The sequence below is a fragment of the Streptomyces sp. NPDC015131 genome (assembly GCF_043079975.1).
Taxonomy (GTDB): domain Bacteria; phylum Actinomycetota; class Actinomycetes; order Streptomycetales; family Streptomycetaceae; genus Streptomyces.
Genome location: NZ_JBIBVB010000001.1, coordinates 681,237 through 698,703, shown reverse-complemented (window position 1 = coordinate 698,703; position 17,467 = coordinate 681,237). Strand labels below are relative to the sequence as shown.

General features: G+C 75.0%; 17 protein-coding genes. 6 read left to right on the top strand and 11 right to left on the bottom strand.

Annotated elements, in window-relative coordinates; translation table 11 throughout:
- The first annotated feature begins 62 nt into the window (after positions 1 to 62).
- A complete protein-coding gene (locus tag ACF08D_RS02805; protein WP_392220693.1) occupies positions 63 to 1,250 on the top strand; it encodes a PucR family transcriptional regulator in 1,188 nt (395 codons plus the stop codon).
- 130 nt (positions 1,251 to 1,380) lie between these two features.
- Complete coding sequence (locus ACF08D_RS02800) at positions 1,381 to 1,668, top strand: hypothetical protein (RefSeq protein ID WP_392220692.1); 288 nt, start codon at positions 1,381 to 1,383, stop codon at positions 1,666 to 1,668.
- A gap of 63 nt (positions 1,669 to 1,731) precedes the next feature.
- On the opposite strand, the gene ACF08D_RS02795 is transcribed toward ACF08D_RS02800, so the two are convergent.
- On the bottom strand, positions 1,732 to 2,886 hold the full coding sequence (locus tag ACF08D_RS02795) for a glycerate kinase (RefSeq protein WP_392220691.1): 1,155 nt from the start codon (positions 2,884 to 2,886) through the stop codon (positions 1,732 to 1,734).
- Positions 2,887 to 3,147: 261 nt separating this feature from the next.
- Here ACF08D_RS02795 and ACF08D_RS02790 point away from each other — a divergent pair, with 261 nt between their 5' ends.
- From ACF08D_RS02790 to ACF08D_RS02780, 3 genes are all read left to right on the top strand, one after another.
- Positions 3,148 to 3,438 carry a hypothetical protein gene (locus ACF08D_RS02790; protein ID WP_392220690.1) on the top strand — a complete coding sequence of 97 codons (291 nt, stop codon included), beginning with the start codon at positions 3,148 to 3,150 and terminating at the stop codon, positions 3,436 to 3,438.
- Positions 3,439 to 3,486: 48 nt separating this feature from the next.
- Positions 3,487 to 3,978, top strand: a complete 492-nt coding sequence (locus ACF08D_RS02785) for an NUDIX domain-containing protein (RefSeq protein ID WP_392220689.1) — start codon at positions 3,487 to 3,489, stop codon at positions 3,976 to 3,978.
- A gap of 67 nt (positions 3,979 to 4,045) precedes the next feature.
- On the top strand, positions 4,046 to 4,765 hold the full coding sequence (locus ACF08D_RS02780; protein WP_392220688.1) for an NAD-dependent deacetylase: 720 nt from the start codon (positions 4,046 to 4,048) through the stop codon (positions 4,763 to 4,765).
- A gap of 77 nt (positions 4,766 to 4,842) precedes the next feature.
- On the opposite strand, the gene ACF08D_RS02775 is transcribed toward ACF08D_RS02780, so the two are convergent.
- The 6 genes from ACF08D_RS02775 to ACF08D_RS02750 form a co-directional block, all read right to left on the bottom strand.
- The gene (locus tag ACF08D_RS02775; protein ID WP_392220687.1) at positions 4,843 to 5,337 is read right to left on the bottom strand and encodes a methylated-DNA--[protein]-cysteine S-methyltransferase; all 495 of its coding nucleotides are present in this window, start codon (positions 5,335 to 5,337) and stop codon (positions 4,843 to 4,845) included.
- A gap of 12 nt (positions 5,338 to 5,349) precedes the next feature.
- The gene (locus tag ACF08D_RS02770; RefSeq protein ID WP_392220686.1) at positions 5,350 to 6,825 is read right to left on the bottom strand and encodes an AlkA N-terminal domain-containing protein; all 1,476 of its coding nucleotides are present in this window, start codon (positions 6,823 to 6,825) and stop codon (positions 5,350 to 5,352) included.
- 260 nt (positions 6,826 to 7,085) lie between these two features.
- Positions 7,086 to 7,601, bottom strand: coding sequence for an O-acetyl-ADP-ribose deacetylase (locus ACF08D_RS02765; RefSeq protein ID WP_392220685.1), 516 nt, complete (start codon positions 7,599 to 7,601; stop codon positions 7,086 to 7,088).
- Positions 7,598 to 9,013, bottom strand: coding sequence for a phytoene desaturase family protein (locus tag ACF08D_RS02760; RefSeq protein ID WP_392221197.1), 1,416 nt, complete (start codon positions 9,011 to 9,013; stop codon positions 7,598 to 7,600). The genes ACF08D_RS02765 and ACF08D_RS02760 overlap by 4 nt, the downstream gene beginning before the upstream one ends.
- Before the next feature lie 45 nt (positions 9,014 to 9,058).
- Positions 9,059 to 9,895, bottom strand: a complete 837-nt coding sequence (locus tag ACF08D_RS02755) for an inositol monophosphatase family protein (RefSeq protein WP_392220684.1) — start codon at positions 9,893 to 9,895, stop codon at positions 9,059 to 9,061.
- A gap of 76 nt (positions 9,896 to 9,971) precedes the next feature.
- Positions 9,972 to 11,765 (bottom strand): gamma-glutamyltransferase family protein, encoded by a 1,794-nt coding sequence (locus ACF08D_RS02750; RefSeq protein ID WP_392220683.1) that lies wholly within the window; start codon positions 11,763 to 11,765, stop codon positions 9,972 to 9,974.
- 147 nt (positions 11,766 to 11,912) lie between these two features.
- Here ACF08D_RS02750 and ACF08D_RS02745 point away from each other — a divergent pair, with 147 nt between their 5' ends.
- A complete protein-coding gene (locus ACF08D_RS02745) occupies positions 11,913 to 12,968 on the top strand; it encodes a biotin/lipoate A/B protein ligase family protein (RefSeq protein WP_392220682.1) in 1,056 nt (351 codons plus the stop codon).
- Positions 12,969 to 13,079: 111 nt separating this feature from the next.
- On the opposite strand, the gene ACF08D_RS02740 is transcribed toward ACF08D_RS02745, so the two are convergent.
- The 4 genes from ACF08D_RS02740 to ACF08D_RS02725 form a co-directional block, all read right to left on the bottom strand.
- Entirely contained in the window at positions 13,080 to 13,439 is a 360-nt protein-coding gene (locus ACF08D_RS02740; RefSeq protein ID WP_392220681.1) for a hypothetical protein, read from the bottom strand.
- A 216-nt stretch (positions 13,440 to 13,655) separates the two neighbouring features.
- A complete protein-coding gene (locus tag ACF08D_RS02735; protein WP_392220680.1) occupies positions 13,656 to 14,675 on the bottom strand; it encodes a TIGR03842 family LLM class F420-dependent oxidoreductase in 1,020 nt (339 codons plus the stop codon).
- Between the two features lie 31 nt (positions 14,676 to 14,706).
- Positions 14,707 to 16,119, bottom strand: coding sequence for a dihydropyrimidinase (gene hydA, locus ACF08D_RS02730; RefSeq protein WP_392220679.1), 1,413 nt, complete (start codon positions 16,117 to 16,119; stop codon positions 14,707 to 14,709).
- 19 nt (positions 16,120 to 16,138) lie between these two features.
- Complete coding sequence (locus ACF08D_RS02725; protein WP_392221196.1) at positions 16,139 to 17,410, bottom strand: aspartate aminotransferase family protein; 1,272 nt, start codon at positions 17,408 to 17,410, stop codon at positions 16,139 to 16,141.
- Between the last annotated feature and the right edge of the window lie 57 nt (positions 17,411 to 17,467).

Here is a 17,467-nt window from a genome sequence, read left to right as displayed (position 1 = left end):
GCGCACAACACCGCGTGTCAGGGGCGTGCGCCCGGGGCGGGGGCGGTGGCATCCTCCGGGCCATGGGAACGCGACGACCGCGTACGGGGGACGACTGGAAGCTCCTCGCCCAGGCGTGCGGGGCGGTGCTGGAGCGGCTGCCGGAGCTGGTGGACGGGCATGTGCGGGAGCTGCACGCCCACTCCCCCGCGTACGGCCGGGTCATCGGCTTCGACCAGCACTGGCAGGAGGCGCGGGAGGCGATGCGGATCGGCATCGAGATGATCTCGGCGCCGAGGGCGTCGCCGCGCCGGGACCTGGAGCACGCGGAGCTGCTGGGGCGGCGCCGCGCCGAGCAGGGGCTGCCGCTGGAGCTGGTGGTGCACGCCTACCGGCTGGCCGGGCACCAGGTGTGGGACGCGCTGCTGGAGGGGGCGGCGGCGGACGCCCGGCGGCTGGCGGTGCTGCTCCAGTCGGCGACGATGGTGTGGTCGGCGGTGGACGCGCAGACGGACACCGCGTCGGAGGCGTACCGGGCGACGGAGCGGGAGCTGCGGCGGCGTACCGACGAGCAGCTCCAGGCGCTGCTGGACGCGCTGCTGGAGGGCGGCCGGTCGGTGGAGGTCGCGGCCCGGGCGGCGGCGGGGCTGGACCTGCCGGAGCGGGGACGGTACGCGGTGGTGGTGCTGCGCACCGGGCGGCGGGACCTGACGCACCGGCGGCTGGAGGCGCCGGGGCTGCGGTTCGTGTGGCGGATGCGCACGGACTGCGAGGTGGGCGTGGTGTCGCTGGACGAGGGCACGCCGCTGGACGCCCTGGCGGAGCTGCTGGAGGGCCGGTGCGCGGGTCCGGGCGGGATCAGCCCGGTGGTGGCGGGGCTGACGGAGCTGGGGCGGGCGCGGCAGCTGGCGGAGCTGGCGCTGCGGACGTGCCCGGCGGACGCGCCCGCGATCGTCCGGCTGGACCGGCGGATGCCGGGCGCGCTGGTGGTGAGCCAGCCGGAGCTGGCCTCGCTGCTGGTGTCGCAGGTGCTGGGCGCCCTGCTGGAGCTGGACCCGGCGGACCGGGCGGTGCTGCTGGAGACGCTGGACGTGTGGCTGGACTGCGAGGGTTCGGCGGGGCGGGCGGCGGGGCGGCTGTACTGCCACCGGAACACGGTGTTCAACCGGCTGCGGAGGCTGGAGCAGCTCACCTCCCGGTCGCTGTCCCGGCCCCGGGACCTGACGGAGATGACGCTGGCGCTGGACGCGTTCCGGCTGTCGGCGGGGTGACGCTTCGGGCCCGGCGGCGTTGACCGGGTACGGCACGGCGCCCGGTGCGCGGCGCCGGAGAGGCACGCAATGCCCCTGACGGGGCATAAGGGGCCCAACAGCCGTCACTCACCGATCGGGGGACCTGCCCATGACGTCCGACCTGCTGCTCGCCCTGGCCATCCCGGTCCTGATGGGCGCCTCCGGGCTGTTCGCCCTGGCCGACGCGTGGTGGCGGCGCCGGCACCCGGCGCTGAAGCCGGTGCCGTACCTGCCGGGCCGGGGTCCGGTGGAGGGGCACGACCTGGTGGCGGAGGCGGAGTCCGTGGTGGCGGACGCCTACGCCCGGTACGGCGCCCTGTACGACACCCCGGCCCTGGCCGCCGAGGACGACCGGCTGGCCGGGCACGGGGGCGGTCCCGGCCGCGCCGCCGGGTGAGGCGGCGCCGCCGGGGTGCGGCCGGGTGGCGCGTGGCCGGGGTGCGGCCGGGTGGCCGGGCCGCTACGACAGGAAGTCGCGGGCGATGTTCGCCGCCTGGCGCTCCAGCAGCGGGCCCGCTCCGGCCATGCTCTTCGCCGGGTCGGGCTCCAGCTCCGCCAGGGCGTAGGCGCGGCGGATGCCCGCCCGGCCGAGCGCCTCGGGGGGCAGGGCGAGCCGCCCGCAGACCGCCACGACCTCGATGCCTGCCTTGCGGGCCGCCGCGGCGACACCGGCCGGGGCCTTGCCGTGCAGCGTCTGCTCGTCCAGGGAGCCCTCGCCGGTGATGACGAGGGTCGCCCGGGACAGGGCGGGGCCGAAGCCGAGGACGTCCAGCATGACCTCGATGCCGGGGCGGAAGCCGGCGCCGAGGGCGACCAGCGCCCCGTAGCCGATGCCGCCCGCGGCGCCGGCGCCCGGCGACTCGGCCAGCTCGGCGGCGCGGGGGCCGACCGACTCGGCGAGGACGGCCGCGAAGTGGGCGAGCGCCGCGTCCAGCTCGGCGACGTCCTCCGGGGAGGCGCCCTTCTGCGGGCCGTAGACGGCGGGGGCGCCCTTGGGGCCGGTCAGCGGGTTGTCGACGTCGCTGGCCAGGACCAGCTCCACGTCCCGGAAGCGGGGGTCGAGGCCCGACAGGTCGGCGGTGGCGAGGTGGCGCAGTGCGCCGCCGCCGGGGCCGACCGGCTCGCCGTCCTTGTCGAGGAAGCGCGCGCCCAGGGCGGCCAGCATCCCGGCGCCGCCGTCGGTGGTGGCGCTGCCGCCCACGCCGAAGACGATGGTGCGGGCGCCGGCGTCCAGCGCGGCCCGCAGCAGCTCGCCGGAGCCGTACGTGGTCGACGTCAGCGGGGCGAAGACGCCCTCGGGGAGGAGCTGGAGGCCCGATGCCTCGGCCATCTCCACGACCGCCGTGCCGTCGCGCAGGGCGTACGCGGCGGTCACCGGGGCGCCGAGCGGGCCGGTCACCCGTACCTCACGCCGTTCGAACCCGGCGGCCACCGCGGCCGCGACCGTGCCGTCGCCGCCGTCGGCGACCGGCAGGGTCTCCACCTCCAGATCCGGGACGACCTGCCGGAGCCCGGCCGTCACCCGCTCCGCGACCTGTACGGCCGTGAGCGAACCCTTGAACTTGTCAGCCGCGACGAGCACGTGCGCGGCCTCAGTTACTGCTCCGTCCGTCACCTTGCATCCCTTGCTATCGAACAGGCAGTCGCGCCGGGGCCGACCCTATCCGGAGGGTGAGACGCTGTGCCACCCCTGTCCGGCGGGCGGACCCGCTGGTCAGGCCGCCTCCCCAGGGGCAGGGGAAGCGGGTCCCGCCCGCGCACCAGGACAGGCGTCCCGGCGGGCGGCGACAGTGCGGGTGCCCGGGCGTTATTCGGTGCCCCGGTTCCCCATGCGCCCGCGGTCGCATCCCTGGGCCATTCGTGTGACGCTGCCAGCATGACGTGGGCATCGTGGACGACGACCGAGGTGTACACGGGGCGTGGCGGAGTCCGGACCGACGAGCTGGGCATCGTCACGGGAAACGTCACCGTGCACACCACATGGACGGGCGGCGAGGCACAGATCGCCGTCCAGTACAGCGGGGCATCCGAATGGTTCACCATGACCGGCAGCCCCGTGCCGTGCCATTCGGAGAAGGACAGCCGAGATCTGCACGACTCCATTTTGGAGGCCGTACGGGAAGGGGGCGGGGCGGTCGTGCCGTCCCCCTCGATCCCTTCCCCGTGACCCCGTGACCCTGTGACCCGGCGGTCCCGGCACCACTAGGCTGGCGCCGTGACCACCACTGACTACGCCGCGTACATCGCCGGTCTCCCCCGGGTGCTCGCCGGGGCCGCGGCCCTGTTCCGGGACGCCGGGGGCCGGGTGCTGCTGGTCGAGCCCAACTACCGCGAGGGCTGGGCCCTGCCCGGCGGCACCATCGAGTCGGACACCGGGGAGACACCGCGGGAGGCCGCCCGGCGCGAGGCGCTGGAGGAGATCGGCCTGGAGGTCGCGCTGGGGCGGCTGCTCGCGGTCGACTGGGTGCACGGCACCGGGCGCCCGCCGATCACCGCGTACGTGTACGACGGCGGCGTCCTGCGCGACGAGCAGTTCCGGGCGATCCGGGTGCAGGAGGAGGAGCTGCTGTCCTGGAAGCTGGTGGAGCCCGCGGAGCTGCGCACGTACCTGCTGGGCTCGCTGGGCTTCCGGGTGACGGCCGCCCTGGAGGCGCTGGAGGCGGGCACGGGCGCGGTGGAGCTGGTGAACGGCCGCCGGGTGGACTGAGGCGCCCGGGGCGGGGGCCGGTGAATTCGTTCGCGGGCCGGGCGGGGGCCCGCATAGCCTCGGCCGCATGACTCTCGTCGCGATCCTCAGCGGTGCCGGCATCTCCACGGACTCCGGGATCCGTGACTACCGGGGCCCGGACGGCCTGTGGCGGCGCGACCCCGAGGCGGAGAAGCTCGTCACCTACGCCTCCTACATGGCCGACCCGGACATCCGGCGGCGGGCCTGGCTGATGCGGCGCGACGCCGCCGTCCTGGCCGCCGAGCCGAACGCGGCGCACCGGGCCGTCGCCGAGCTGGACCGGACCCCCGGCACGGCCGTGCGGGTGCTCACCCAGAACGTGGACGGGCTGCACCAGCTGGCCGGGCTGCCGGGCCGGAAGGTCCTCGAACTGCACGGCACCGCGCGGGAGGTGGTGTGCACCGGCTGCGACGCCCGGTCGCCGATGGCGGTGGCGCTGGAGCGGGTGGAGGCGGGCGAGGACGACCCGGCCTGCCGGGAGTGCGGCGGGATCCTGAAGCCGGCGACGGTGATGTTCGGGCAGGCGCTCGACCCGGCGGTGCTCGGCGCGGCGATGGAGATCGCCCGGGCCGCCGAGGTGTTCGTGGCGGTCGGCTCGACGCTCCAGGTGCAGCCCGCCGCCTCGCTCGCGGGGATCGCGGCCGAGCACGGGGCGCGGCTGATCGTGGTGAACGCCGAGCCGACCCCGTACGACGCGCTGGCCGAGGAGGTCGTGCGCGAGCCGATCGGCACGGCGCTCCCGGCGCTGCTGAAGCGCCTCGGCTGAAGCGCGACGCCCGCCGGAAAAGGCGCTTGCCGGAAAGGCGCTTGCCGGAAAAGGCGCTCACGGCAAAAGGGCGGCTTTCAGAACAGGGCCGCGCCGCCGAGTGCGCCCTCGAAGGTGAGCAGGGTCCGCTTGCGGTCCAGGCCGCCGCCGTAGCCGGTGAGGCCGCCGCCGGCGCCGATGACCCGGTGGCAGGGGACGATGATCCCGACCGGGTTCCTCCCGTTGGCGAGGCCCACCGCGCGCGAGGCGGCCGGCCGGCCCAGTTCCTCGGCGAGCTGCCCGTACGAACGGGTCTCGCCGTACGGGATCGTCCGCAGCCGCTCCCACACGCTCCGCTGGAACGGGGTGCCCGCCAGGTGCAACGGCAGGTCGAACGCGGTGAGTTCACGCGCGTGGTAGGCGTCGAGCTGGCGGATCACCTCGCGGAAGGGGCGCGGGTCGGGCTCGCCGAAGGTCTCCTCGGGCGGGCGGTGGCGCTGGCCGGCCATGTAGAGGCCGCTGAGGACGCCGTCGGTGGCGACCAGGGTGAGCGGGCCGTAGGGGCTGTCGGTGACGGTGTGCCGGCGGTGCATCGGCGAACTCCCTTACGCGGGCAGGTGGTTGATGGGGTGGCTGTCGGTGGCCCACAGATACTGGACGGCGTAGGCGCGCCACGGCCGCCAGGCGGCGGCGCGGGCGGTGAGGGCGGCGGGCGTGGCGGGCAGGCCGAGGCCGGCGGCGGCGCGCCGCACGCCGAGGTCGGTGGGGAGGAACGCGTCGGGGTCGCCCAGGGCACGCATCGCGATCACCTCGACGGTCCAGGGGCCGAAGCCGGGCAGTGCGGCCAGCCCGGCGCGGGCCTCGTCCCAGTCGGTGCCGGGGCCGAGCCGCAGGGTGCCCTCGGCGAGGGCACCGATCAGGGTGGTGAGGGTGGTGCGGCGGCTGCGCGGCAGGGCGAGCGACGCGGGGTCGAGCGCGGCGAGCGCCTCGGGCCGGGGGAAGAGGTGGGTCAGCCCGCCCTCGGGGTCGTCGACGGGTGTGCCGTGCGCGGCGACCAGGCGGGCCGCGTGGGTGCGGGCGGCGGCGGTGGACACCTGCTGGCCGAGGACGGCGCGGACGGCGAACTCGGCGGCGTCGACGGTGCCGGGGACGCGGCGGCCGGGGGCCTTGTCCACCAGGGGCGCGAGGAGCGGGTCGGTGCGCAGCTGGTCGTCCACGGCGACGGGGTCGGCGTCCAGGTCGAGCAGCCGGCGGCAGCGGCTGATGGCGAGGGTCAAGTCGCGCGGGTCGGTGAGGGCGAGGCGGCAGGCGATGTGGTCGGGCTGGGGGCTGAGGGCGACGGTGCCGTGCCCGTGCGGGAGGGTGAGGGTGCGCCGGTACGCCCCGTCGCGCCACTCCTCGACCCCGGGTACGGCGGTGGCGGCCAGGTGGCCGACGAGGTTGTCCGGGTTGAGCGGGGTCCGGTACGGCAGCCGGAGGGCGATGATCCCGGGGGCGGGCGGCGCCGTGGCCGGGCCGCGGCCGGCGCGGGCGCGCAGCTCGCCGGGGGCGAGGGCGAAGACCTCGCGGACGGTGTCGTTGAAGGTGCGGACGGAGGAGAACCCGGCGGCGAACGCCACGTCCGCCATGGGCAGTCCGGTCGTCTCGATGAGGATGCGGGCCGTCTGGGCGCGCTGGGCGCGGGCCAGGGCGAGGGGCCCGGCGCCGAGCTCGGCGAGCAGGTGGCGTTCGATCTGGCGGGTGGAGTAGCCGAGCCGGGCGGCCAGTCCGGGGACGCCCTCGCGGTCGACGACGCCGTCGCGGATGAGGCGCATGGCGCGGGCGACGGCGTCGGCGCGGGCGTTCCACTCCGGTGAGCCGGGGGTGGTGTCGGGCCGGCAGCGCTTGCAGGCGCGGAAGCCGGCCTGCTGGCAGGCGGCGGCGCTCGGGTAGAACACCATGTTCCCGGGCTTGGGCGGCACGACCGGGCAGCTCGGGCGGCAGTAGATCCGGGTGGTCAGGACGGCGGTGAAGAACCAGCCGTCGAAGCGGGCGTCCTTGGACTGGACGGCCCGCACGCAGCGCTCGGTGTCGGTGTGCATGACTCCAGCATCGCGCGCGGACCGGCCGGAGGCTGGCGAGAAAACGACATGGCCCTGGCCCGGCCTGCGAGTGCGCCGGCCCCGGGTGCCGCTCGGGGGCCCTGGCCCGGGCGGGCGGGAAGAAGTGGCGCCGGACAGGTGTGAGGGGCCGGACCGGGGGAACATGGAGGTCACGGCCCCGTCGTGCATCCCCCGTCACGACGGGGCCGCCCCATGTCCGGGGCGGCGCTTCCGGGGGCGGCGCCTCCGCTCCGTCCGGGTCAGTGCGCCCGCGCGACGGCGGCGGCGAACGCCTCGTACGCCGGTGGGTCGAAGAGCACGAACCGCACCTCCGCCACCGAGGTCGCGGCGGACCGTACGGTCTCCACCGCGATCCGGGCCCCGTCCGCCATCGGCCAGCCGTACACGCCCGTCGAGATCGCGGGGAAGGCCACGCTGCGCGCGCCCACGTCGTCCGCGACCCGCAGCGACTCCCGGTAGCAGGAGGCGAGGAGCGCCGAGCGGTCCTCCTCCCGGGAGTGGACCGGGCCGACGGTGTGGATCACCCAGCGGGCGGGGAGGCGGCCCGCGGTGGTGGCGACGGCCCGGCCGGTGGGCAGCCCCCGCCCGAGGTGGCCGGCGCGTAGGGCGCGGCACTCGGCGAGGATGTCGGGGCCGCCCTTGCGGTGGATCGCCCCGTCGACGCCTCCGCCGCCCAGGAGCGAGGAGTTGGCGGCGTTGACGATCGCGTCGACGCGCTGCTCGGTGATGTCGCCCAGGGCGAGGGTGAGGTTCACCGGCGGGCCGCCTTCCGGAGGTGGCGCCACACGGCCTTGGCCGCGTTGTGCCCGGACATGCCGTGGACGCCGGGCCCGGGCGGGGTCGCCGAGGAGCAGAGGAACACGGCCGGGTGCGGGGTGGTGTAGGGGGAGAGGGAGAGCCGGGGGCGCAGCAGCAGTTGCAGGCCGCCGGCGGCGCCGCAGGCGATGTCCCCGCCGATGTAGTTGGCGTTGCGCGCGGCCAGTTCGGGCGGGCCGGCGGTGGCGCGGGCGAGCACGAGGTCCCGGAAGCCGGGGGCGAACCGCTCGATCTGCCGCTCGATCGCCTCGGTGAGGTCGCCCCGCCAGGCGTGCGGGACATGGCCGTAGGCCCAGAAGACGTGCTTGCCCTCGGGCGCCCGGGACGGGTCGACCAGGCTGGGCTGGGCGGTGATCAGGAACGGGGTGCGGGGTGCGGTGCCGCCGGACGCCTGGTTCAGTGCGGCCCCGATCTCGCGGCTGCTGGGCCCGATCTGCACGGTGCCGGCGCGGCGGGGCTCACCGGCGGTCCAGGGCACCGGGCCGTCCAGGGCATAGTCGATCTTGTAGACGGAGGCGCCGTAGCGGTAGTGGTCGTAGAAGCCGCCGAGGCCGGCGATGCGGGCCAGCGCCGTGGGGGATGTGTCGAAGACGTAGGCGCGGGCGGGCGGCAGGTCGTCGAGCCGCTTGACCTCGTACGAGGTGTGGACGGCGCCGCCGAGGTCCTTCACGTACGCGGCCAGGGCGTCCGAGATGGACTGCGAGCCGCCGCGCGGCAGGGGCCAGCCCCCGGCGTGCGCGGCCAGCGCGAACACCAGCCCGATGGCGCCGGTGGCGGGGCCGCCGAGCGGGGCGATCACATGGGCGACCAGCCCGGCGAGCAGGGCGCGCGCCCGGTCGTCCCGGAAGCGGCGCATCAGCCAGGTGGCGGGCGGCAGCCCGTCCAGCCCGAAGCGGGCCAGGGTGACCGGGTCGCGGGGCAGCGCGGTGAGGGGCAGGGACATGAAGTCCCGTGCCAGGGTGTCCCACTTGCCGAGGTACGGCGCCACCAGGCGGCGGTAGGTGCCGGCGTCCCGGGGGCCGAACGAGGCCGCCGTCTCGGAGACGGAACGGGACAGGACGGCGGCGGTGCCGTCGTCGAAGGGGTGGGCCATGGGCAGTTCGGCGTGCAGCCACTCCAGCCCGTACCGGCCGAGGGGCATCGCCTTGAAGGCGGGCGATCCGGCGCCCAGCGGGTGCACGGCGGAGCAGGGGTCGTGCCGGAAGCCGGGGAGTGTCAGCTCCTCGGTCCTGGCGCCGCCGCCCACGGTGTCGAGAGCCTCGAACACGGCGACGGAGAACCCTCTGCGGGCCAGCTCCGCGGCGGCGGTCAGCCCGTTGGGCCCCGCCCCCACGACGACGGCATCGAGCATCGGCGACACGCTGGGCCTCCTTCGTCGGCCGACGGCCACGGTATCTCAGAACATCTTCCGGATGCGGTCGGCCGTCGCACGGTCCCGGGCGGCCGTGAACGGCAGGGCATTGCCACCGGTGACGCGGAAGGGCTCTCCCGCGCGGGTGGTGTGGGCGCCGCCCGCCTCCTCGACCAGGAGCAGGCCGGCCGCGTGGTCCCAGGCGTACTCCCAGGAGAAGGCCACGGCGTCCAGCTCGCCCGTCGCCACCGCCAGGTACTCCAGGCCGGCCGAGCCGCAGGGGCGGGCCCGGACGCCCTCGGTGCGCAGGCCCAGGAGGGCGGCCTTCTGCTCCGGCGTGGTGTAGTCGGGGTGGGACGTCGCCACCCGCAGCTCCGCGTCCGGCGCGGGCGACCCGGAGCGTATGCCCGCGCCGTTCAGCCGGGCGCCGCGCCCGCGGACCGCGACGGCCATCCGCCCGGTCGCCGGGGCGTACGTCCAGGAGGCCAGGACCTCGCCGCGCACCGCGAGCGCCACGAGCGTGCAGAAGCCCGGGTCGCCGTGGGCGAAGTGCCAGGTGCCGTCGACGGGGTCGACTATCCACACCGGGGCGTCGCCCTTCAGCTCCTCGTACACGGCGGGGTCGGCGTGCACGGACTCCTCCCCCACCACGACCGAGCCGGGCAGCAGCGCGGTCAGCGAGGCGGTCAGATGAGCCTCGGCCTCCCGGTCCGCGACCGTGACCAGGTCGTGCGGGCCGCTCTTCTCGACGATCTCGTGCGTGGCCAACTGCCGCCAGCGCGGCATGATCTCGGCGGCGGCCGCGGCGCGCACCGCCTCCTCCACTGCGGCGGCGGCCGCGGTGGACCGGGACTCGGAACCGTCGAGAAGTTCATCGATCATGCGTCCAGCTAAGCACGGCCCACTGACAGCGCCGCCGACACCCCCGGACGGTGGCGGGGGCCGGGGGCGGCGGGGCTCAGCGGCCGACCGCGTACCCCTGCATCCCGCGCGGGTTGGCCGCCGCCGAGAGGATGCCGGTGCGCGGGTCGCGGGCGACGGCGCACAGGCGGCCCTCGGTCCACGGCCCGCCGACGGTGACGTCGTGGCCGCGGCGGCGCAGCCCGGCGACGACCTCCGGGTCCATCCGCTGCTCGACGGTCAGCGACCCGGGGCGCATCCCGCGCGGGTGGAAGGAGCCGGGGAAGCCCTCGGTGTGCCAGTTCGGGGCGTCGATGGCGGCCTGGAGGTCCAGCCCGCCGCGGGCGACGGCGAGGAAGAAGTGGAGCTGCCACTGGTCCTGCTGGTCGCCGCCGGGTGAGCCGAACGCCATCACCGGTACCCCGTCGCGCAGCGCCAGGGACGGGGTGAGCGTGGTACGGGGGCGGCGGCCGGGCGTCAGCGAGTTGGGGAGTCCGGGGTCGAGCCAGGCCATCTGGAGCCGGGTGCCCAGCGGGAAGCCCAGCTCGGGCACGACCGGGTTGGACTGGAGCCAGCCGCCGCTGGGCGTGGCCGCGACCATGTTGCCCCACCGGTCGACCACGTCCAGGTGGCAGGTGTCGCCCCGGGTGGTGCCGTCCTGGGCGACCGTCGGCTCGCCCGCGCCGGCCGCCCGCGCGGCGGCGGGGGCGCCGGGCAGGGCCCCGCCCGCGGCGACGGCGGCGGCGTGGGCGCTCAGCCGCGGCGCCCGCCCGCCGGGGCTGCCGGGGCGCAGCGCGTACGAGGCGGTCTCCCCCACCAGGGCGCGCCGCGCGGCGTTGTAGGGGCCGGACAGCAGGGTGTCGAGCGGGACGGGGGCGGCGTCGCCGTACCAGGCCTCGCGGTCCGCCATGGCGAGCTTGCAGCCCTCGACCAGCAGGTGGACGTAGTCGGCGGAGCCGTACGGGGGCAGCCGCTCCGGCAGCAGGGCCAGCTGCTGGAGGAACACCGGCCCCTGGCTCCAGCCGCCCGCCTTGCAGAGGGTCCAGCCGTTCCAGTCGTACGTGACCGGCTCCTCGTAGCCGGCCTCGTGGGCCGCCAGGTCGGCGGCGGTGAGGGTGCCCGCGTGGTGCGCCCCGCTGGTGTCCAGGGTGGGGCGGGCCGCCTGGCGGACGAGCGCCTCGGCGATGAAGCCGGTGCGCCAGACGCGGCGGGCCGCCTCGATCTGGGCGACCCGGTCGTCGCCGCCGGCCGCGGTCGCCTCGGCGAGGAGGCGGCGCCAGGTCCGGGCGAGGGCGGGGTTGCGCAACAGCCGCCCGGGGTGCGGGGGTTCGCCGTCCGGGAGGTAGACCTCGGCGGAGGAGGTCCACTCGTTCTCGAACAGCGCGCGGACGGTCGTCACGGTCCGGCCGACGCCCTCCACGGGCGGGTGCCCCCGCTCGGCGTACTCCACGGCGTACCGCAGGACCTGGGTGAGCGTGCGGGTGCCGTGGTCGCGCAGGAGCAGCATCCAGGCGTCGAACGCGCCGGGCACGGCGGCGGCCAGCGGCCCGGTGCCGGGGACCAGGTCCAGGCCGAGGGAGCGGTAGTGGGCAAGGGTCGCGCCGGCGGGCGCGGGGCCCTGCCCGCACAGCACCCGCACCTCTCCCCCGGCCGGGGCGAGCAGGACGGGCACCTCCCCGGCGGGCCCGTTGAGATGCGGTTCGACGACATGGAGGACGAATCCGGCGGCGACGGCGGCGTCGAACGCGTTGCCGCCGTCCTCCAGGACGGCCATGGCGGACTGGGAGGCGAGCCAGTGCGTGGAGGAGACCATCCCGAAGGTGCCGCGCAGGGTGGGCCGGGTCGTGAACATACGCTGCGTCACCTCGCTGTCGGGGCGCCGCCGTCGGCGGCCGGCGAGCAGGCTACCGGTCGCCGGGATGTGGCGGCGGAGTGCCCGTGACAGGCTGGCGGGAGGGCCGGCACCAGGGTGGTCCGGGCCGGACGGGAGGCGCGGGACGTGCATGGCGAATACAAGGTGCCCGGCGGCAAGCTGGTCGTCGTGGACCTCGACACCGAGGACGGGGTGCTGCGCCGGGTGAGGGTCGGCGGGGACTTCTTCCTGGAGCCCGACGAGGCGCTGACCGCCATCGACCGGGCCCTCGAGGGGGCGCCGGCGGACACGGACGCCTCGGGCCTCGCCGCCCGTATCGACGCGGCGCTGCCCCCGGGGACGCAGATGTTCGGGCTGACCACCGAGGGCGTCGGGGTCGCGGTGCGGCGGGCCCTGGCCCATGCGACGGACTGGACCGACTACGACTGGCAGCTGGTGCACGACGAGCCGCAGCCGCCCGCCCTGCACATGGCGCTGGACGAGGTCCTCACCGGCGAGGTCGCCGCGGGGCGCCGGCCGCCGACCCTGCGCGTGTGGGAGTGGGCGGCGCCCGCCGTGGTGATCGGCAGCTTCCAGTCCCTGCGCAACGAGGTGGACGCGGAGGCCGCCGCACGGCACGGCATCACCGTCGTCCGCCGGATCAGCGGCGGCGGGGCCATGTTCATCGAGCCGGGCAACACCATCACGTACTCGCTGTCCGTGCCGGACGCGCTGGTGCAGGGTCTGTCCTTCACCGACAGCTACGCCTATCTGGACGACTGGGTGCTCGGCGCGCTGGGCGACATGGGCATCAAGGCGTGGTACCAGCCGCTCAACGACATCGCCACCGAGGCGGGCAAGATCGCCGGGGCGGCGCAGAAGCGGCTGGCCGGCGGGACGGGGGCCGTTCTGCACCATGTGACGATGGCGTACGACATCGACGCCGACAAGATGACCGAGGTCCTGCGCATCGGGCGGGAGAAGCTCTCGGACAAGGGCCACCGGAGCGCGAAGAAGCGTGTCGACCCGCTGCGCCGCCAGACGGGCCTGCCGCGGGCGACGGTCATCGAGCGGATGATCGGCTCCTTCCGGGAGCGGTACGGCCTGACGGAGGGCGCGGTCACGCCCGAGGAGGCCGCCCGCGCGCACGAGCTGGCCGCCGCCAAGTTCGGCTCCCCGGAATGGACGGCCCGGGTGCCCTGAGGCCCCGCGAAAGCGGAGCCCCGCGCGCGGTGCGGGTCCGCGCCGGAAGGCGAATTCACTTTCCCTGAATTCGCCTTCCGGACGGAATACGTTACTTCCGGACGGAATTTATTACGGCTGGGCCCAGCGCTCGGCCTGTTCGCTGACCGTCACGTTCTGGAGGGCGGTGGATATGCGATCGCCCGCTTCGGCGAGGTAGTGGCCCGCCCGCGAGGCGGCCTCTCCGGCCACCGCCTCCACCAGGGCCAGTTCGGGGTCGTACCCGATCTGCGTGGGATCGCTGTCGGGGTGCGTGTTGTCGACGAACCGCTGCAGGGCGCTGCTGCCGAAGCCCTCGCTCTTGGTCGAGGCGGTCGCCGGCGTGCCGTTCCCGTCGCCGCCCCCTTCCGCCGCCATGGCGGGACCCGCCAGCGCGCCGAGAGAGATCACACCGATCAGTGTCGCGGCCGCCACGGTTGTCACACGATTCATGAGCACTCCTCGATTCGGGTCGCTTTTCTTCGCGAAACGCGAAACGCGAAACCCGGATTTCCCGGGTCGCGGAATCGAGCGTGGCATGGAAGTGATCATGAGGTCAAATGCCGGGCGGAAATGCTTGGCGGGGCACTAAGGGAAAGTAATCGCCGGGTTATTAAAGCTGATTCACGGGACCGGCGAGGGGGTCGGCGGCGCCGTGGCCACCGGCCGTCACCCGCCGCCCAGCGCGGGGATGATCCCGGTGCCGTACGCGTCGATGGTGGCCTCCTTGGCGTCGTGCATGGCGTACACGGCGAACTGGTCCACGCCCAGCTCCCGCAGCGCCTTGAGCCTGGCGATGTGGGCGGACGGCGGGCCCAGCAGGCAGAAGCGGTCCACGATCTCGTCGGGGACGAAGTCGGTGGACGGGTTCCCGGCGCGGCCGTGGTGGCTGTAGTCGTAGCCCTGGCGTTCCTTGATGTACGCGGTCAGCGCCTCGGGCACCAGGCCGGAGTGCTCGCCGTACCGGGTCACCAGGTCCGCGACGTGGTTGCCGACCATGCCGCCGAACCAGCGGCACTGGTCCCGGGCGTGGGCCAGGGCCGCGGGCGAGTCGTCGGCGGTGACGTACGCGGGGGCGGCGACGCAGATCGCCACCGACGCCGGGTCGCGGCCCGCCTGTTCCGCCGCCTCCCGCACGGCTTTGATCATCCACTCGGTGAGGAACGGGTCGGCGAGCTGGAGGATGAAGCCGTCGGCCTTCCGGCCGGCGAGGGCGAGCGCTTTCGGCCCGTACGCCGCCATCCACACCGGGAGCCGGCCGTCCCTGATCCAGGGGATGCGCAGGGGCTGCCCGTCCACGACGGCCTCGCGACCCTCGGCGAGGTCGCGGATGACCTCGATGGCCTCGCCGAGGCGGGCCAGGGTGTTGGGTCTGCGGCCGGCGACCCGCATGGCGGAGTCGCCGCGCCCGATGCCGCAGACGGTGCGGTTGCCGTACATGTCGTTGAGGGTGGCGAAGGTGGAGGCGGTGACCTCCCAGGTGCGGGTGCCGGGGTTGGTCACCATCGGGCCCACGATCAGCTTGCTGGTGTGCTCCAGGATCCGGCTGTAGATGACGAACGGTTCCTGCCAGAGCACGGCGGAGTCGAAGGTCCAGCCGTAGCGGAATCCGTTGCGTTCCGCGCGCCGCATCAGGCCGACGACGGCGGAGCCGGGCGGGTCGGTCTGGAGGACGAGTCCGAAGTCCACGGCGTGGCCTCCTGGTTCGGGGGGTGCGGGGTCAGTTCAGGTACTGGCAGGTGGAGCGGGGGACGTAGACGCCGTGGCCGGCCCGGCCGGTGTAGGTGCCGCGGTCGAGGACGACCCGGCCGCGCGACAGGACGGTCTCGACCCGGCCGGTGACCGTCTTCCCCTCGTACGCGGAGTAGTCGACGTTCATGTGGTGGGTGGCGGCGGAGATCGTCTGCCGGGTGTGCGGGTCGTAGACGACGACGTCGGCGTCCGCGCCGGGCATGAGGGTGCCCTTCTTGGGGTGGAGGCCGAACATCCTGGCCGGGGTGGCGCAGGCGATCTCGATCCAGCGGCGGCGGGAGATGTGCCCGTCGACGACGGCCTGGTGGAGCAGGTCCATGCGGTTCTCCACCCCGGGCAGGCCGTTGGGGATCTTGGAGAAGTCGCCCCGGCCCAGCTCCTTCTGCCCGCTGAAGCAGAAGGGGCAGTGGTCGGTGGAGACCACCTGGAGGTCGTTGGTGCGCAGCCCGCGCCAGAGCGCGGCCTGGTGCTCGCGCGGCCGCAGCGGGGTGCTGCACACGTACTTCGCGCCCTCGAAGCCGGGCTCGGCGAGGTTGTCGGTGGAGAGGAAGAGGTACTGGGGGCAGGTCTCGCCGAAGACGTCGAGGCCCTGGTGGCGGGCGGCGGCGATCTCGGCGACCGCCTCCTCGGCGGACACGTGCACCACGTACAGGGGGGTGCCGCCGGCGACCCGGGCGAGCTGGATGGCGCGGTGGGTGGCCTCGGCCTCCAGCAGCACCTTGCGGACCTCCCCGTGGTGGCGGGGGTCGGTCTCGCCGCGGGCGAGGGCCTGTTCGACGAGGACGTCGATCGCGATGCCGTTCTCGGCGTGCATCATGATCAGCCCGCCGTTGCCGGAGGCGCGCTGCATGGCGCGGAGGATCCGCCCGTCGTCGCTGTAGAAGACGCCGGGGTAGGCCATGAACAGCTTGAAGGACGTGACGCCCTCCTCCACCAGCAGGTCCATCTCCTTGAGGGTGGACTCGTTGACGTCGGAGAGGATCATGTGGAAGGCGTAGTCGACGGCGCACTTGCCGTCGGCCTTGGCGTGCCAGGCGTCGAGGCCGTCGCGCAGGGCGTGGCCCACGGTCTGGACGGCGAAGTCGACGATGGTGGTGGTGCCGCCCCAGGCGGCGGCGCGGGTGCCGGTCTCGAAGTCGTCGGAGGCGAAGGTGCCGCCGAAGGGCAGCTCCATGTGGGTGTGGGCGTCGACGCCGCCCGGGATGACGTACTTGCCGGTGGCGTCGATGGTGTGCTCGGCGGTCCAGGCCGCGGCGGCGGCGGAGCCGTGGGCGGCGAGCGCGGCGATGCGGCCGTCCTCGATGAGGACGTCGGCGTGGGTCTCGTCGGTGGCGGTGATGACGAGGCCGCCGCGGATCAGGGTACGGGTGGTGCTGCTCATGGTGGGTCGCCCCCTTGGGTCAGACGGAGCGCAGGGCCTGTTCGAGGACGGCGGCGCCCTCCTCGGCCTCGGCGACGGTCAGGGAGAGGGGCGGGGCGATGCGCAGGGCGCTGGTGTCGTGGCCGCCGCCCTTGCCGATGAGCACGCCGCCCTCGCGGGCCGCTTCGAGCACGGCCGCGGCGGCTCCCGGGTCCGCCTCGTCGGTGCCGGGTCTCACCAGCTCGATGCCGATCATCAGGCCCCGGCCGCGTACCTCCCGGACATGGTCGAGTCCGGCGGTGGCGGCCCTCAGCCGTTCCAGCAGCAGGCCGCCGACGCGGCGGGCGTTGCCCTGGAGGTCGTGTTCCAGGAGGTACGCGAGGTTGGCGGAGCCGGCGGCCATGGTGACCGGTGAGCCGCCGAAGGTCGAGATGGAGTTGGCGCCCAGGCAGTTCATGACCTCGGCGCGGGCGACGACACCGCCGATGGACATGCCGTTGCCGATGCCCTTGGCGAAGGTGAGGATGTCGGGCGGGCCGCTCGCCGCGTGGGCCTGCCAGCCCCAGAAGTGGTCGCCGGTGCGGCCCCAGCCGGTCTGCACCTCGTCGGCGATCCACAGGACGCCGCGGGGGGCGAGGACCTCGCGGAAGGCGGCGTAGAGGCCGTCCGGCGGGGAGGTGAAGCCGCCGACGCCCTGGACGGGTTCGGCGATCAGCGCGGCGGCGTCGCCGGTGTGCCCGAGCAGGTCCTCCAGGTCGGCGACGCACGCCGCGGTGAACTCGGTGTCCGTCAGGTGCGCGTAGGGGCCCCGGTGGCGGACGCCGCCGTGCACGTACAGCGTCTGGAGCGGGGAGAGCGTCGTCGGCGACCAGGCGCGGTTGCCGGTGACGGACACGGTGGAGAACGACCGGCCGTGGTAGCTGTTGCGCATCGCCAGGATCTGGTTGCTCCGGCGGTACGTGGTGGCCAGCAGCAGCGCGGTGTCATTGGCCTCGGTGCCGGAGGTGGTGAAGAAGACCCGGGCGTCGGGGATGCCGGAGAGCTGCGCGATGCGTTCGGCCAGCTCCACCATGGGGCGGTTGAGGTAGAGGGTGGAGGAGTGGATGATCCGCCCGGCCTGCTCGGTGACCGCCTTGGTGACCTCGGGGAGCGCGTGGGCGGTCATGGTGGTGAGGATGCCGCCGAAGAAGTCGAGGTAGCGCCGGCCGGTGGCGTCCCAGACGTACCGGCCCTCGCCGTGGGTGATCTCGATGGGCTCCTGGTAGTAGAGCGAGACCCAGTCGGGGATCACGGCCCGGTGGCGGGCGTGCAGTCCGGTGGCGGCGGGCGCGGCGGGCGCGGGGCCGCCGGGGGCCGGGGGGAGGTTGCC